Annotated in this window: 14 protein-coding genes; 10 read left to right on the forward strand and 4 right to left on the reverse strand. The window is 72.6% G+C overall.

Features of this window, described 5'->3' with window-relative positions; genetic code table 11:
* Positions 1-20: 20 nt before the first annotated feature.
* On the reverse strand, positions 21-1,148 hold the full coding sequence (locus tag OG289_RS07960; protein WP_327313299.1) for an 8-amino-7-oxononanoate synthase: 1,128 nt from the start codon (positions 1,146-1,148) through the stop codon (positions 21-23).
* Positions 1,149-1,296: 148 nt separating this feature from the next.
* Between OG289_RS07960 and bioB the strand changes: the two genes are divergently transcribed.
* From bioB to bioD, 3 genes are read left to right on the forward strand one after another with little or no spacing between them, the layout of a single operon-like run.
* Positions 1,297-2,505: a biotin synthase BioB gene (gene bioB, locus OG289_RS07965; protein ID WP_327313300.1), complete on the forward strand. Its 1,209-nt coding sequence runs from the start codon at positions 1,297-1,299 to the stop codon at positions 2,503-2,505.
* The gene (locus OG289_RS07970) at positions 2,498-3,778 is read left to right on the forward strand and encodes an adenosylmethionine--8-amino-7-oxononanoate transaminase (RefSeq protein ID WP_327313301.1); all 1,281 of its coding nucleotides are present in this window, start codon (positions 2,498-2,500) and stop codon (positions 3,776-3,778) included. The genes bioB and OG289_RS07970 overlap by 8 nt, the downstream gene beginning before the upstream one ends.
* Positions 3,779-3,780: 2 nt before the next feature.
* Entirely contained in the window at positions 3,781-4,560 is a 780-nt protein-coding gene (gene bioD / locus OG289_RS07975) for a dethiobiotin synthase (protein ID WP_327320616.1), read from the forward strand.
* Between the two features lie 321 nt (positions 4,561-4,881).
* Here bioD and OG289_RS07980 read toward each other — a convergent pair whose 3' ends face one another.
* Complete coding sequence (locus tag OG289_RS07980; RefSeq protein WP_327313302.1) at positions 4,882-7,917, reverse strand: LuxR C-terminal-related transcriptional regulator; 3,036 nt, start codon at positions 7,915-7,917, stop codon at positions 4,882-4,884.
* Positions 7,918-8,133: 216 nt separating this feature from the next.
* Between OG289_RS07980 and OG289_RS07985 the strand changes: the two genes are divergently transcribed.
* On the forward strand, positions 8,134-8,820 hold the full coding sequence (locus OG289_RS07985; RefSeq protein ID WP_327313303.1) for an esterase/lipase family protein: 687 nt from the start codon (positions 8,134-8,136) through the stop codon (positions 8,818-8,820).
* A gap of 82 nt (positions 8,821-8,902) precedes the next feature.
* Positions 8,903-9,589 (forward strand): class I SAM-dependent methyltransferase, encoded by a 687-nt coding sequence (locus OG289_RS07990; RefSeq protein WP_327313304.1) that lies wholly within the window; start codon positions 8,903-8,905, stop codon positions 9,587-9,589.
* A gap of 4 nt (positions 9,590-9,593) precedes the next feature.
* On the opposite strand, the gene OG289_RS07995 is transcribed toward OG289_RS07990, so the two are convergent.
* Together OG289_RS07995 and OG289_RS08000 are read right to left on the reverse strand one after the other, a co-directional pair.
* Positions 9,594-9,968, reverse strand: coding sequence for a fic family toxin-antitoxin system, toxin component (locus OG289_RS07995; RefSeq protein ID WP_327313305.1), 375 nt, complete (start codon positions 9,966-9,968; stop codon positions 9,594-9,596).
* A 4-nt stretch (positions 9,969-9,972) separates the two neighbouring features.
* Positions 9,973-10,260 (reverse strand): toxin-antitoxin system HicB family antitoxin, encoded by a 288-nt coding sequence (locus OG289_RS08000; protein ID WP_327313306.1) that lies wholly within the window; start codon positions 10,258-10,260, stop codon positions 9,973-9,975.
* A gap of 148 nt (positions 10,261-10,408) precedes the next feature.
* On the opposite strand from OG289_RS08000, the gene OG289_RS08005 reads away from it, so the two are divergent.
* From OG289_RS08005 to OG289_RS08025, 5 genes are all read left to right on the forward strand, one after another.
* Positions 10,409-11,215 carry an ABC transporter ATP-binding protein gene (locus OG289_RS08005; protein WP_327313307.1) on the forward strand — a complete coding sequence of 269 codons (807 nt, stop codon included), beginning with the start codon at positions 10,409-10,411 and terminating at the stop codon, positions 11,213-11,215.
* A 4-nt stretch (positions 11,216-11,219) separates the two neighbouring features.
* Positions 11,220-13,787, forward strand: a complete 2,568-nt coding sequence (locus OG289_RS08010; RefSeq protein WP_327313308.1) for an ABC transporter permease — start codon at positions 11,220-11,222, stop codon at positions 13,785-13,787.
* A 63-nt stretch (positions 13,788-13,850) separates the two neighbouring features.
* Entirely contained in the window at positions 13,851-14,228 is a 378-nt protein-coding gene (locus tag OG289_RS08015; protein ID WP_327313309.1) for a hypothetical protein, read from the forward strand.
* A gap of 379 nt (positions 14,229-14,607) precedes the next feature.
* Complete coding sequence (locus tag OG289_RS08020) at positions 14,608-14,733, forward strand: hypothetical protein (protein ID WP_327313310.1); 126 nt, start codon at positions 14,608-14,610, stop codon at positions 14,731-14,733.
* A gap of 193 nt (positions 14,734-14,926) precedes the next feature.
* Positions 14,927-15,346, forward strand: a complete 420-nt coding sequence (locus OG289_RS08025; RefSeq protein ID WP_327313311.1) for a GNAT family N-acetyltransferase — start codon at positions 14,927-14,929, stop codon at positions 15,344-15,346.
* Positions 15,347-15,666: the final 320 nt, after the last annotated feature.

Raw genomic sequence — 15,666 nt, forward strand, 5'->3', positions numbered from 1 at the left:
CACGGCCGTGTCACGCCGACTCATGGTCGTGTCTCGTCGATCACCCGTACAGCGCGTTCCAGCTCGGCCCCGGAGAGGTCCGCTCGGGCGGTCAGCCTGAGGCGTGAGATGCCGTCGGGCACGGAGGGAGGACGGAAACAGCCCACGGCCAGGCCTGCCGACCGGCAGTCCGCCGCCCATCGCACGGCCTCCTCCGGGGACGGCGCACGCACGGAGACGACCGCGGCGTCCGGACGCACCGCTTCCAGACCCGCGGCCGTCAGCCTGGAGTACAGCTCGCCCGCCACCGCACGCGCGCGTGCCGCGCGCTGCGGCTCCCCGCGCAGCAGCCTGAGGGCGGCCAGCGCCGCACCCGCCGCCGCCGGGGCCAGGCCCGTGTCGAAGATGAACGTGCGGGCCGCGTTCACCAGATGGTCGATCACGCGCGCGGGGCCCAGGACGGCTCCGCCCTGGCTGCCGAGCGACTTCGACAGCGTGACCGTGACGACGACGTCGTCGGCGCCCGCGAGACCCGCCGCGTACGGGGCGCCCCGGCCGCCGTCCCCGAGCACGCCGAGGCCGTGGGCGTCGTCGACGACCAGTCCGGCGCCGTGCTCCCGGCAGGCGGCCGCCAGGGCGGCCAGCGGGGCGGCGTCGCCGTCGACGGAGAAGACCGTGTCGGAGACGGCCACGGCCGGGCCCTGGTGCGTGCCGAGCGCCTTGCGCACGGCGTCCGGGTCGGCGTGCCCGACGACCTGGGTGGTGCCGCGGGCCAGCCGGCAGCCGTCGATGAGCGAGGCGTGGTTGCCCGCGTCGGAGACGATCAGCGAGCCGTGCGGGGCCAGCGCGGTGACGGCGGCGAGATTGGCCGCGTACCCGGAGGAGAAGACGAGGGCCGCCTCGAACCCGCAGTGCTCCGCGAGCTCCCGCTCCAGCTCACCGTGCAGCTCGGTGGTGCCGGTCACGAGCCGGGAGCCGGTCGCGCCCCCGCCCCAGGTCGTGGCGGCCGCCGCGGCGCCCGCCACGACCTCGGGGTGCCGGGCCAGGCCCAGGTAGTCGTTGCTCGCGAGATCGAGGAGCGGCGAGTCGGCCGGGCGGGGCCGCAGTGTCCGTACGAGTCCGGCCCGGCGGCGCAGCTCCGCCTGCTCGTCGATCCAGCCGAACGCCATGGGTCCTCCGGGGCTTTTGTAGGTAGCGGACAGACACTAGCGGCAGCAGTCGCTACCCACGGTGTGGCAATACCCACACGTCGAACCGGGTGTGTTGTGCGATCCCTACCTTGGCCCGAAGCGGGTGCGTAGGACAGGATCGGCTCTCATGGACCTGCTGAACACGCTGGTGGACAAGGGGCTTCGGCGCGAGCTGCCGACCCGCGAGGAAGCTCTGGCCGTCCTCGCCACTTCCGACGACGACGTGCTGGACGTGGTGGCCGCGGCCGGAAAGGTGCGCCGGCACTGGTTCGGGCGACGGGTGAAACTCAACTACCTCGTCAACCTGAAGTCGGGGCTGTGCCCCGAGGACTGCTCCTACTGCTCCCAGCGCCTCGGCTCCACCGCCGGGATCCTCAAGTACACCTGGCTCAAGCCGGACGAGGCCTCCCAGGCCGCCGCGGCGGGGCTCGCCGGCGGGGCCAAGCGGGTCTGCCTGGTGGCGTCCGGGCGCGGTCCGACGGACCGGGACGTCGACCGGGTCTCCGAGACCATCAGGGCGATCAAGGACGGGAACGAGGGCGTCGAGGTGTGCGCCTGTCTGGGCCTGCTCTCCGACGGCCAGGCCGAGCGGCTGCGCGAGGCGGGCGCGGACGCCTACAACCACAACCTGAACACGTCCGAGTCGACGTACGGGGAGATCACGACCACGCACACGTACGCCGACCGGGTGGACACGGTGCAGAAGGCGCACGCGGCCGGCCTGTCGGCGTGCTCGGGTCTGATCGCCGGCATGGGCGAGACGGACGAGGACCTCGTCGACGTGGTCTTCTCGCTGCGCGCGCTGGACCCCGACTCGGTGCCGGTCAACTTCCTCATCCCGGTCGAGGGCACCCCGCTGGCCAAGGAGTGGAACCTCACCCCGCAGCGCTGTCTGCGGATCCTGGCGATGGTCCGGTTCGTCTGCCCGGACGCCGAGGTACGCATCGCGGGCGGCCGCGAGGTCCACCTCCGAACGCTCCAGCCGCTCGCCCTGCACCTGGCCAACTCGATCTTCCTCGGCGACTACCTCACGACCGAGGGCCAGGCAGGCAAGGCCGACCTGGAGATGATCGCGGACGCCGGGTTCGAGGTGGAGGGCGCGGGCGAGATCACGCTGCCGGAGCATCGGGTGACGGCGGGCGGGGGCTGCGGGTCCCCTGAGGGCGCCGGCGGTTGCGGCTCGCACGAGAGCGCGGGCTGCGGGTCCCACGAGGGGGGTGGCGTGTGCGGCACCGCGTCCGCCGCGGCTGCCGCGCTCGCGGACAACGAGCCCCGTACGGACCTGGTCGCGGTGCGCCGCCGTGGCGCCGGCACCGACCTCGCGCCCAATGCCTGAGCTGCCCGTCCCCGAACTCCTGGAGCTGGATCGGCGGCACGTCTGGCATCCGTACGGTCCGATGCCGGGCCGGGTGGACCCGCTCGTCGTGGAGTCGGCGAGCGGGGTGCGGCTGCGCATGGCGGACGGCTCGGGTGAGCTGGTCGACGGCATGTCGTCCTGGTGGTCGGCGATCCACGGCTACAACCACCCGGTGCTGAACGAGGCGGCACGCGAGCAGCTCGGGCGGATGAGCCATGTGATGTTCGGCGGGCTCACGCACGAGCCCGCCGTACGGCTGGCGAAGCTCCTTGTCGACATGTCGCCCGATGGTCTCGAGCATGTCTTCCTCGCCGACTCCGGCTCGGTGTCGGTCGAGGTCGCGGTGAAGATGTGCCTGCAGTACTGGCGTTCGCTGGGCCGCCCGGGCAAGCAGCGGCTGCTGACCTGGCGCGGGGGCTATCACGGCGACACCTGGCAGCCGATGTCGGTGTGCGACCCCGAGGGCGGGATGCACGAGCTGTGGACCGGCGTACTGCCCCGGCAGGTGTTCGTGGATCCGCCTCCGGTGCAGTACGAGGAGGCGTACGCCGCTCAGTTGCGCGCAGCGATCGAGCGGCACGCGCACGAACTGGCCGCGGTGATCGTGGAGCCGGTGGTGCAGGGCGCGGGCGGAATGCGGTTCCACTCCCCCGCGTATCTGCGGGTGCTGCGCGAGGCGTGCGACGCGCACGACGTGCTGCTGGTGTTCGACGAGATCGCGACCGGGTTCGGGCGCACGGGCGCGCTGTTCGCCTCCGGCCACGCGGCGGTGACGCCGGACGTGATGTGCGTGGGCAAGGCGCTGACCGGGGGCTATATGACGATGGCGGCGACCCTGTGCACGTCCCGGGTGGCCGACGGGATCTCGCGGGGCGAGGTGCCGGTGCTGGCTCACGGACCCACGTTCATGGGCAACCCGCTCGCCGCGGCCGTCGCCTGCGCCTCGATCGAGCTGCTGCTCGGGCAGGACTGGCTCGCCGAGGTCAAGCGGCTCGAGGCGGGGTTGCGCGACGGGCTGGCGCCGGCTGCCGGGATCCCCGGTGTGCGGGACGTCCGCGTCCTCGGCGCCATCGGGGTCGTCCAGCTCGACCACGCGGTGGACATGAAGGCCGCCACGGCGGCGGCCGTGCGGGAGGGCGTCTGGCTGCGGCCGTTCCGCGATCTGGTCTACACGATGCCGCCGTACGTCACCGGTGACGTGGACGTGGAACGGATCGCGCGCGCGGTGTGCGCCGCGGCGCGGGAGGGATGAGCATGCCGATCCTGGTGATCACGGGGACGGGCACGGAGGTCGGCAAGACCGTCACGACGGCCGCGGTCGCCGCGTCGGCGCTGGCGGCGGGGCGCTCGGTGGCCGTGCTGAAGGCCGCGCAGACCGGCGTACGGCCGGACGAGCCCGGGGACGCCGACGAGGTCGCGCGGCTCGCGGGCACGCTCACGACGGCCGAACTCGCCCGCTACCCGGAGCCGCTGGCCCCGGCGACGGCGGCGCGCCGCGCGGGCCTGGCGCCGGTGCGGCCGTACGAGGTGGTCGAAGCGGCCCAGAAACTGGCGGCGGACCACGACCTGGTGCTCGTCGAGGGCGCGGGCGGTCTGCTCGTGCGGTTCGACGAGGCGGGCGGGACACTGGCCGACGCCGCTCAGTCGCTGCGGGCGCCGGTGCTGGTGGTGGCCTCGGCGGGGCTCGGCACTCTGAACACGACGGAACTGACGGCCCGTGAACTGCGGTCACGGGGTGTGGAGTTGCTCGGCGTCGTCATCGGCAGCTGGCCCGACTCCCCCGACCTGGCGTCCCGTTGCAATGTCGCGGACCTGCCGGAGGTGGCCGGAGCGCCACTGCTGGGGGCACTGCCCTCGGGGGCGGGCGCGCTCGTTCCCGCCGACTTCCGTACGGCGGCGCCCGGTTGGCTCGCGCCACGACTGGACGGGACGTGGGAGGCGGAGGCGTTTCGGCAGAGGACCGGTTCGGGCGACCGAGAGCCGTCCGGCGGAGCAGGCCGGAGGACGGCCGCGGTGCCGAATCAGCTCGGATGAGCGAGGCCGGGCGCCCACAGCCGCAAGACGGAGAAGAGAGTCGACCCGGCGAGGCCCCCCTCCGGGAGAGCGCCCCCGGCCCCGCTGCCGGCGGCCGACGCGCCTCCGACATGCTCCGCCGGACACGCCCAGGTCCCTTCCGACGGAGCAAGTCCAAGGAAAGCAACGGCACGCAACGGCACACTTAAGCGGGACCTGACGCACCCACCTGCACGACGGAGAAAGGCTTCGACCCGGTGAGGCCCCCTCCGGGAGAACGCGCCCGGCCCCGCTGCCGGCGGCCGGCGGCCGGCGCACCTCCGGCATGCTCCGCCGGAGGCCCTAACCCTCGTCCCCGTCCGCGAGCAGTCGTACGAGTTCGATGCGGGAGCGGATGCCGAGGCGAGTGAAGACGCCTCGTAGGTGGTGGTCGATGGTGCGGGGGCTGAGGGCGAGGCGGGTGGCGATCTCGCGGTTCGTGGCGCCGTCGGCGGCCATGCGGGCGACCAGCAGTTGCTGTGCGGTCAGGTCGGTCGTCGGGCGTCGGCCGGCGCGGGTCGGGGTGGCGGGGGCGCCGAGCGCGCGGAGTTCGGCTCGGGCGGCCTCGGCGCAGTGCGGGGCACCGAAGGAGTCGAACGCCTCCAGGGCACTGTGCAGCCGGTCGCGGGCCTCGGTGCGCAGCCGCAGTCTGCGCAGGGCGCTGCCGAACAGCAGTTCCGTACGGGCGCGTTCGAAGGCGCGAGAGCCTTCGGCGTGCAGGTCGAGGGCCGTGCGGTAGTGGTCGAGGGCGTCGGCGCCCGGGGTGAGCAGGGCCCGGCAGCGGGCGCTCAGGGCCAGGTCGTCGGGGCTGCCGACGGCGCGGGCCCAGCGGTCGTAGTCGGCGTGCGCGGCGCGGGCGACTCGGGTGTCGCCGGTGCGAGCGGCAGCCTCGACGTAGTGCGGGGTGGCCAGGTGGCGGATGGCCCGGTGGCCGTGGCCGGGGCCGGAGGCGGCGAGGGCGCGCAGCCGGGTCGCGGCGGCGTCATAGCGGGCGGAGCCGAGGTCGAGGAAGGCGAGCGCCCACTGCGCGAGGGCGGCGGGCAGGCCCAGTCCGTGGGCGAGGGCGTACGAACGGGCGGCCGCGGCCCGCTCCCGGCACAGATCGCCGTCGCCGGTGAGCGCGGCGAACATCGCGAGGGCGGCCTGCAGATGGCAGGCCCCGTTGTCCTGTCCGGTGGCGTACGCCTGCCGCAGGGCGTCCAGCGCGGTGGCCTCGGCGGCGCGCGGGCGGCCGGTCCAGAAGTCGGCGTAGGCGCGGAACTCCATGGCCTGGGACACGGCGGGGATGTCGCCCCGGGCGCGGGCGGCGGCGGCCGCGCGGACGGTGGCAGTGGCGGCGCGGGTGTGATCGCCGAGCATCAGGGCGGCGATGCCCGCGTGGACGAGAAGGGTGGGGTCACCACCCGGACCGCACCGTCCGGCGGTCGCCTCCAACAGAACGCGCGCATCGTCGTACCGCCCGTCGACAGCCGCGTCGATCCCGCCCGGCACACCCGGCGGGTCGAGCCCCAACTCCCGGGCGACCAGCACCGCTTCACGACATCTACGCAGGTCACCGGTGTAGACGGCGGCTTCGGCGGCTCGGGCGAGGAGGTGGGCGACGAGGACCCTGGGGGCGAGTTCGACAACACCTTCCGCCGCGACGCCCTCGACGGCTCCGGTGGCCTCGACGGCTCCGGTGGCCACGGTGGCCTCGCCTGCCCCGATGGCCCCGGTGGCCACAGTTACCCCGGTTACCCCGGTTACCCCGGTTGCCCTGGTAGCCCCGGTGACCCCGGTGGCTTCGGTGACCCTGGTGACCTCGGTGGCTTCGGTGACCCCGGTGACCCCGGTGGCTTCGGTGACCCCGGTGGCTTCGGTGACCCCGGTGGCTTCGGTGACCCCGGTAGCCCCGGTGACCCCGGTGGCTTCGGTGACCCTGGTGACCTCGGTGGCTTCGGTGACCCCGGTGACCCCGGTGACCCCGGTGGCTTCGGTGACCCCGGTAGCCCCGGTAGCCCCGGTAGCCCGGTCCGGGACGCGGGCGGTGACAGCATCGGCACCGCCACCGCGCGCCCCGGTGAACTCGGTTGCCGGGCCCGGGACATGGGCCGCAACGGCATCAGCACCGCTGTCCCGCGTCCCCGCCAACTTCGTGGCCGGGGTCGGGACACGAGCCGCATCAGCACCACCACCGGTGTCGGGCTCCGCACCGGCGAAGTCAGTTGCTCGGGCCAGGAGACGTGTGGCGGGGGGCGTCGAGGCGAGGGGCACGGTGCCTCCCGCCGCGGCGAGGTCGGCGGCCCTGACCGGGACATGAGCGGCCACAGCACCGCCACCGCCGCCTTGCAACCCGCCTGGCAACCCACCTTGCACCCCGCCGTGTACCCCGCCGAGCTCCGCGGCCGCGGCCAGGACACGGACCGGCGCCGCACCGTCACCGTCGGCCCCCGCCCCGGCGAGGTCCGCGTCGGTGATGGAGGGAGCGGAGGAGGTGGAGGAGGTGGAGGAAACGGCCTTCGTGGTGTCGGCGGGTGGGAGGGTGCCCTTCTGCGCCCGCGCCGGGCCGCCGGGCGCGAGCCGGGGTACGGCTGCCCGCGCCGCGCCTGCCAGCAGGGCGTCGAAGGCCTCCGCCGCGTTGCCCGTTCGCAGGGCGAGGATGCCGGTGAGGGCGTCGGTGTTCGTGCGGGCGGCGAGGGTGCGGGAGCGGTCGCCGTCGCCCGCGCGCCAGGCGTCGGTCGCCGCGTGGGCGAGGAGGCGGGACTGTTCGCCGGGGTCCGTGCAGAGCGCGGCGGCGCGTTCGGCGAGGGCGCCGGCGAGGGCCGGGTCGCCGGCGGCGCGTGCCTGGGCGGCCGCCGCCGTCAGTTCCGCGGCGAGCCGCCCGCTGGGGCCGAGCGCGCCCGCGCCCCGGTGCCAGGACCGCCGGGGCGTCTCCGCCGGGCCGTGCAGGACACGGGCAAGCAGCCGGTGGACGTCGCGCCGGTCGGCCGGGGCCGCCGTCTCGTAGGCCGCGATCCGGGTCCACGCGTCGCGGAAGCCGACCCCGCCCGCCGTGACGTATGCGAGGCCGGCCGCCTCGGCCGCCTCCACGGGCCGGGTGTCGAGGCGGTCGGCGGCCACGGCCCGCAGGAAGGCGTGGGTGGCCACCGGGTACTGGTCGGCGGCGGCCAGCAGGAGCAGCAGCCGGGTGTCCTCCGGCAGGGCGCGGATCTCCCGGCGGTGTCCGTGCAGCAGGGCGGGGGCGAGGTCGGCGGGTTCGGTCGGCAACGGGTCGAGGCCGGCCGCCTGCCGTTCGGTCAGCCGTGCCGCGAGTTCGGCGGCGGCGCGCTGGTCGCCGTATACGAGACGCAGGACGCGCACGCGGACGCCGTCCGGCAGCGCCGAGGCCGGGCGTGGACCCGAGCCCGGGGGCGTCGGTGGCGAAGTGCGGTCATGGGGTGGGGGGTTCACCGGTGTCACCACACAACTGACGTTACTGGCGAGTTACTTGAACCGTAAAGACCGGCGATTTCACCGATGCGGCGCGCGTAGACCCGCCGGACACTCCTGGCAACCCCACACGTTTCAGGAGGCATCATGCAGCGCCACAAGCGTCGCATCGCCGCGGCCCTCTCGGCCGTGGTCTCTTCGCTCCTGCTGTCACTGTCCTTCTCCGCCCCCACAGCCCACGCGGCGACCCACGACCCGATCGTCTTCGTGCACGGCATCAGCAGCTCTTCGAGCAGCTGGGACGACTGGGTCGCCGACTTCAAGGCCGACGGCTACACGGCCGCCGAGCTGGACGCCTGGACGTACAGCTGGTCCCAGTCGAACGCCACGACCGCCTCGCAACTCGCCACCGAGATCAAGAACGTGCTCGCCCGGACCGGCGCGAGCAAGGTCGACGTCGTCGTCCACTCCATGGGCGCCCTCAGCTCCCGCTACTACCTCAAGAACCTCGGCGGGACGGCGTACGTCGACGACTTCGTCTCCGTCGCGGGCACCAACCACGGAACGTCGGTCGCCTCGTGGTGCAGCTGGCTGTACACGTCCTGCGCCGAGATGGTCACCGGCAGTTCCTTCGTCACCGCGCTCAACTCCGGTGACGAGACCCCGGGCAGCGTGAACTACGCGACCTACTGGTCGAACTGCGACGCCGCCATCGATCCGGACTCCTCGGCGCTGCTGAGCGGGGCCACCAACGTCGGCGTCGGGTGCATCTCGCACAACGAGATGAACAACGACCACGGCGTGTACGAACGGGTGCGCGACTTCATCCAGTGACCGGCGTGACGGGAACATCGGGGGTGCGACGGGCCTGTACGGGGGAGAATCCCGGTAGGCCCGTCCAGCCCGGGAGGTCGCCATGCGGCTGTGCTCCACCGGCTCCGGCAAAGTGCTCGGTGATCCCGTCCACCATCCGTTGTTCGCCCGCTGCTACACCCGGCTGGGTACGGCAGCGGAGACCCGGGCCGGTCTCGCCGGTGTGCGTGAGCGGCTGCTCGCCGGGCTCTCCGGGCGGGTCATCGAGATCGGCGCGGGCAATGGGCTGAACTTCGCGCATTATCCGGGTGCCGTCTCGGAGGTCGTCGCGATCGAACCGGAGCGCCGGATGCGGCAGGCGGCGCTGGAAACCGCCCTGCGCGCCGAGGTGCCCGTCGATGTCGTGCCGGGGGTGGCGGAGGCGCTGCCGGTCAAGAGCGAGGCCTTCGACGCGGCGGTGGTCTCGCTGGTGCTGTGCAGCGTGCGGGACCTGCCGCGCACGCTGGCCGAGCTGCGGCGGGTGCTGCGGCCCGGGGGCGAGGTGCGGTTCCTCGAACACGGGCCGGGCGGCGGCCGGGCCATGCAGTTCGCCCAGCGCGCGTTGGACCGTACGGTGTGGCCGCACCTGGCCGGCGGCTGCCGGCTCACCCGCGACGCGGTCGGCGCGCTGCGGGAGGCCGGGTTCGAACTCGGTCCGTACCGTCGGCTGTTGCTGCCGGAGAACGGCCCGCGGCTGCCGTTCTCCTACTGCGTGATCGGTACCGCCTGGCGGCCCGACGCACCCGGGTGAGGCCTCACAGGCTCCACTGGCGCAGTTCCCGCGCGATGTCGGCCAGCGACGCCTCCCCGTTCTTCACCAGCCGGGCCAGGTCGCGGACCTGTTCGGGCGAGGTGGCGACCTTCAGGCCGCTGGCGACGAGATAGGCGTACGCGACGGCGCAGGCGAACAGGGCGTTGGAGCGCTCCAGCGCGGGGACGTGGATGAGGAGTTGGAGCAGGGCCGCGGCGCGGGCCTGCGGGTCGTCGTAGACGGGGACGTCGAATATCTCGGCCTGGTGGCGTGCCACGGCCGCGACCAGCGCCCCCCAGTCGGTGACCTGGGGGTCTCCCGGGGTTTTCTGTTCGGCGAGCATGAGGAGCCAGGCGAGGTCGATGCGAAGGTCGCTCAAGAGATCAGCGGCGACCTTCGCGCGTACCGGCCTCGGATGTACCGGCCTCACGTGTACCGGTCTCGCGCGTGGCGCCCTCGCGTTCCGCGCCGAACTCGTCCACGAAGACGGCCTCGTACTGCTTCATGAAGTCACTGGCGGCCTCGACGAACGTGTGGCCGATTTCCCCGGCGTCCTGTCTGACCAGCTCTTCTATGTAGCGGTTGACGCTCATGCCGCGGGCCGTGGCCCGCTCGCGGGCGGCTCGGGCCGTGCCCTCGTCCACGCGTACGTTCAGCTGGGTCTTCGCCATACCTCGACGCTAGCGCCGGGATGCTAGCAGCGGCAAGGGCGGCCAGGAATCGTTAAGGGTTACGCGGTGTGCGCCGGGTCACACTACGCTCGGCCGGGCAGGGGTATCGGCACGTAGTCGGCCCGTCCACGCAAGCGAGGAGGCAGCCTTGTCCACACCTGCTGCGGAGCACGCCCCCGGTCTGGCCTCGGCCGACGGGATCGCGGCCCGCGCCCGCGGTCTGACCAAGGCGTACGGCTCGGGCGAGACCACGGTGCTCGCCCTGGACTCGGTGGACGTGGACGTCGCGCGCGGCCGTTTTACCGCCGTCATGGGGCCGTCCGGCTCCGGGAAGTCCACCCTGATGCACTGCCTGGCCGGCCTCGACACCGTTTCGGCCGGTCAGGTGTGGCTCGGCGACACCGAGATCACGGGGCTGAAGGATCGGGACCTGACCCGGCTGCGGCGCGACCGGATCGGGTTCATGTTCCAGTCGTTCAACCTGATCCCGACGCTCAACGCGGCCGAGAACATCACCCTGCCCATGGACATCGCGGGTCAGAAGCCCGACCAGAAGTGGCTGGACCAGGTCATCGACACCCTGGGTCTGCGGGACCGGCTCAAGCACCGGCCGTCGCAGTTGTCCGGCGGCCAGCAGCAGCGCGTGGCCTGTGCCCGGGCGCTCGCCTCCCGGCCCGAGCTGATCTTCGCCGACGAGCCGACCGGCAACCTGGACTCGCGGGCGGGCCTGGAGGTGCTCGCCTTCTTGCGCCAGGCCGTGGACGATCTCGGCCAGAGCGTCGTCATGGTCACCCACGATCCGGGCGCCGCCGCCCACTCCGACCTGGTGCTCTTCCTCGCGGACGGGCGCATCGTGGACGAGATGGAACGGCCCACCGCGGAGGCGGTGCTGGAACGCATGAAGCGCTTCGACGTCACCCGCGCCCTGTCCGACGGCGCCCCCGAGGAGGACTGACCCGGTGCTGAAGGCGACACTGCGAAGCTTTCTCGCGCACAAGGGCCGGCTGCTGCTGTCCGCGCTGGCCGTCGTCCTGTCGGTGGCGTTCGTCGCGGGGAGCCTGATCTTCTCGGACACGGTGACCCGCACCTTCGACCGGCTCTTCGCCTCCACGGCGGCGGATGTGACGGTCGAGCCCCGGGACGACCTCGGCTCCTCCGTGCCAACGGGCGCCGTCCAGACCGTGCCCGCCGCCCTCGCCGGGCAGCTGGCCCGCGTGGACGGGGTCGCGTCGACCCACCCGGACGTGGGCGTGGAGAACATCACGATCGTCGACAGCGAGAACGAGTCCGTCGGACCGACCACGGGTGCGCCCACCATCGCCACCGACTGGTACATCACCGACCGCAGCCCCGTGAAGTTGACCTCCGGCCACACCCCGCGCGGCGCCGGCGAGGCCATACTCGACGCCGACACCGCCGACAAGAAGCACGTGAAGATCGGCGACACGCTCACCGTGATGGCCCAGCCGGGCTCGTTCAAGGTGGAGATCGTCGGCATCGCCACGTTCACCACCACCAACCCGGGCGCGGCCCTGGTCTTCCTCGACCCCGAGACGGCTGCCACGAAGCTCCTGGGCTCGGCGGACAAGGCCACGAGCATCTCCGTCGACGCGGCCGACGGCGTGAGCGACGCCGTGCTCAAGCAGCGTGTCGCCGCCGCGATCGGCACCGGGCCGTACGACGTGAAGACCGCCGACGAGCAGGCGAAGTCGTCGGCGGAGTCCCTGGGCGGCTTCCTCGACGTCATCAAGTACGTGATGCTCGGCTTCGCCGGGATCGCCGTCCTGGTCGGCGTGTTCCTGATCGTCAACACGTTCTCGATGCTGATCGCCCAGCGCACCCGTGAGCTGGGTCTGCTGCGCGCCCTGGGCGCCGACCGCCGTCAGGTGCGGCGTTCGGTGCTCGCCGAGGCGGTGCTGCTCGGCGTCGTCGGCTCGACACTCGGTCTCGCCGCCGGCATCGCACTCGCGGCCGGTCTGATCAAGCTGATGAGCGCGTTCGGCATGAACCTGAAGACCACGGAGATGGTCGTCGGCTGGGCGACCCCGGTGTCGGCGTACGTGGTCGGCGTCGGCGTCACCTTCGTGGCGGCCTACCTCCCGGCCCGGCGCGCCGGGACCGTGTCGCCGATGGCGGCCCTGGCGGACGCGGACGCCGCCGGGGTGGGCCGGCCGCTGAAGGTGCGCGCGGCGGTGGGCGCGGTCGTCGGAGCACTGGGCGTGGCCGCGCTCGTGGGCTGCGTGACCTCGTCGAAGACGGCGACGGCGGCCTCTCTGCTGGGTCTGGGCGTGGTCCTCACGCTCATCGCCACCGTCGTCGCGGGCCCGATCCTGGTGCGCCCGGTGATCCGCGTCCTCGGCGGCGCGTTCCCGGCGCTGTTCGGCTCTGTCGGCCGGATGAGCCAGCGCAACGCCCTGCGCAACCCGCGCCGTACGGGCGCCACGGCGGCCGCGTTGATGGTGGGCCTCGCCCTGGTGGGCGGGATGTCGGTGGCGAGCGCCTCCATGTCCAAGTCCTTCGACCAGCAGATCGACAGAACGCTGGGCGCCGACTTCGTCATCCAGAACGCCAACTTCACCCCGTTCTCCAAAGAGGTCACGGACGCCGTGAAGGGCACCCAGGGCGTCGGCCTCGTCGTACGGCAGCGGTTCGCACCGATCGCCGTACGACTGCCCGACGGCAAGCGCGTCGAGACGACCGCCGCCGGTTACGACGACCAGGTCGACGACGTATCGCACATCACGTACGCCGAGGGGAGCTCGGCGGCGGTACTGGCCGACGGCGCCATCGGCATGGACGTCGACTTCGCCAAGGACCACGGGGTGCGGCTCGGCCGCGTACTCCCGGTGGAGTTCCCCGGCGACCGGACGACATCGCTGAAGGTCGGCGCGCTCACCGACCAGGACGGCGCCGAGGGGTTCGGGATGCAGGGCGGGCTGTTCTTCGGGATCGCGACCGTCGAGAAGTACGTGCCCGGCGGGCAGGACTCCGCGCTGTACGTGAACGCGGGCTCCGGCACCACGGGCGACCAGCTGCGTCCTCGGCTGGAGAAGACGCTGGACGCGTATCCGCAGGTGCAGGTCCGTGACCAGGCCGACTACAAGAAGCTCGTGCACGACCAGATCGCCGTCCTGCTGTACCTGGTGTACGCGCTGCTCGGGCTCGCGATCGTCATCGCGGTGCTCGGCGTGGTGAACACCCTGGCGCTGTCGGTGGTGGAGCGGACCCGGGAGATCGGGCTGCTGCGCGCCATCGGGCTGGCCCGGCGGCAGTTGCGCCGGATGATCCGGCTGGAGTCGGTGGTGATCGCTGTGTTCGGCGCGGTGCTGGGGCTGGCGCTCGGCCTGGTGTGGGGCGTGTGCATACAACAGGTGCTGGAGTTGCAGGGCATGAAGGCCCTCGCGATCCCGTGGGGCACGATCGTCGCGGTCGTCGTGGGCTCGGCGGTCGTCGGCGTCGTGGCGGCGCTGCTGCCGGCGTTGCGAGCCTCCCGGATGAACGTGCTGGCGGCGATCGCGCACGAGTGAAGCCGTCCCCTTCGGCCACGTACACGCGGAACACGAGGGGGCGACGCCGCCGTACGGATCACCGTGCGAGCGCCTGGGCCGACTTCCTTTCACGGAAAGGAAGTCGGCCCGGCCGCGCGAGACGGAGCCACGGGTGCCGCCATCTGGATCGACCACAACACCATCGCGACATCACCTCGTACGGCAACCTCTCGCGGCGCGTCGAAGACGGTCATCGAGAACACCTACTACGAGAACGTGAACGACCCGTACACCTACGACACCACAGCGGCGTCCCTGACCCAGACGGGCAGCATCGTCGTCAACTGCACGGGCGACCAGAAGACCAACGGCACCACCTTCGACCCGGGCAGCCACTACTCCTACACGCTCGACCCGGCGGCCGACGTGCCCGCCCTGCTGAAGCAGTACAGCGACCCTCAGCCCAATATCGGCACCTGAGCGCCCGCCGTCCGGTGCCGCCTCCGCGCCACGGCACCGGACGGTCTCCGTACACCCGCTTACGCATTCGTCGTCCGACCGGAGTCTGATCGGAACGTCACCGCACGGTCCGAGGCCCGCCCCGCGCGCGACGACGCGTAGTTGGACGAAGCAGCTTCCCAGTGCGTCGAACGTCAGGACCTGCTCGGCTTCCTGGGCACCGCCACCAACGGGCCGGCCTCGGACATCGCCACGGTGACCTGCACCGACGGCACGACGCAGGAGTTCACCCCGGCCTTCGCCGACTGGTGGGACAACAGGCCGGCCGAGGGAGGGCGGGCTGGTCGCCGGCCCCACGTACCTCAACACCCGAACCGGTCAGACCGTCCGCAAGGTCGGCGTGTACGGCAGCACGGTCACCCTGCGGGAGGGCAGGACGCCCGCGTATGTCACCCTGCCCGCCATCAGCACAGGGGTGGGGGCGGGCCAGAACACCATGCACGTCTTCGCGATCGCCCTGGGCTGACCGGCGCCCTCAGGAGGAGGTGGTGTCCGCGGACCGCCGCCGCGGACACCACCTCCGCAGTACAGCCCCGGCGCGGTCCGGTGACGGTGGCCGCGGCCACCTGCCGCGAGGTGTCGATCACGTGACTCATTGCTCGATTCCCCGGCCCGGAAACCGTTCGCCACAAGGGCCGGCGCTCTGCTTGGCTCGGCCCATGAGTGATCTCCACATCCGCCACGCCACCCTCTCGGACATCGACACCGTGCTGCGGTTCTGGCGCGAAGCCGCGGAAGGAACGAGCATCAGCGACGACCACGACGGAGTGGCCCGGCTCATCACACGAGACCCCGAAGCCCTCCTCCTCGCGGAGCGCGACGGCCATGTCGCGGGAACGGTGATAGCCGGCTTCGACGGCTGGCGATGCTCCGCCTACCGGCTGGCCGTGCACCCGGACCACCGCCGGCAGGGCATCGCCACGGCCCTGCTCGAAGCAGCCGAACAGCGCTTCGCCGCCCTCGGCGGGCGACGCGTCGACGCCATGGTCCTGGAAGCCAACGAACGGGCACACCACGCGTGGGCCGCGACGGGCTACCACCGCGAGGACCACTGGCGACGCTGGATCAAGCCGCTTTGAGCGCGCGCAGGACTCCCATGCGTGCGGCTGGACCGGCGACGCGGGGACGCGGGGACGCTCACCCGCGCCGAAACGACGCACCATGCCCGGCGCGCGGCGGGGTATGCGCCGGAGGAGAAGTGGAGGCGCCGGGTGAAGCCGCTCAGGCACTGACCGGGACCCCGCAAAGGCTCCTTTGCTGATCCTTTACCATTGGGGGACCGTGTGAACCGGCACGGTCCTCCGCCGAATTCGCAACGACCGTTGAAAGGTGTGAGCGTCCGCCCATGGGCGAGCCTCCCAGTACCCGTCCGCGACGACATCGCGCGATCCTCCCTGCC

The organism is Streptomyces sp. NBC_01235, from assembly GCF_035989285.1.
Classification (GTDB): domain Bacteria; phylum Actinomycetota; class Actinomycetes; order Streptomycetales; family Streptomycetaceae; genus Streptomyces.

What these genes read in the sequence shown, in the direction of transcription:
- OG289_RS07960 (WP_327313299.1), bottom strand. Translation starts at nt 1,148, where the DNA reads ATGGCGTTCGGCTGGATCGACGAGCAGGCGGAGCTGCGCCGCCGGGCC.
- bioB (WP_327313300.1), top strand. Translation starts at nt 1,297, where the DNA reads ATGGACCTGCTGAACACGCTGGTGGACAAGGGGCTTCGGCGCGAGCTG.
- OG289_RS07970 (WP_327313301.1), top strand. Translation starts at nt 2,498, where the DNA reads ATGCCTGAGCTGCCCGTCCCCGAACTCCTGGAGCTGGATCGGCGGCAC.
- bioD (WP_327320616.1), top strand. Translation starts at nt 3,781, where the DNA reads ATGCCGATCCTGGTGATCACGGGGACGGGCACGGAGGTCGGCAAGACC.
- OG289_RS07985 (WP_327313303.1), top strand. Translation starts at nt 8,134, where the DNA reads ATGCAGCGCCACAAGCGTCGCATCGCCGCGGCCCTCTCGGCCGTGGTC.
- OG289_RS07990 (WP_327313304.1), top strand. Translation starts at nt 8,903, where the DNA reads ATGCGGCTGTGCTCCACCGGCTCCGGCAAAGTGCTCGGTGATCCCGTC.
- OG289_RS08000 (WP_327313306.1), bottom strand. Translation starts at nt 10,260, where the DNA reads ATGGCGAAGACCCAGCTGAACGTACGCGTGGACGAGGGCACGGCCCGA.
- OG289_RS08025 (WP_327313311.1), top strand. Translation starts at nt 14,927, where the DNA reads ATGAGTGATCTCCACATCCGCCACGCCACCCTCTCGGACATCGACACC.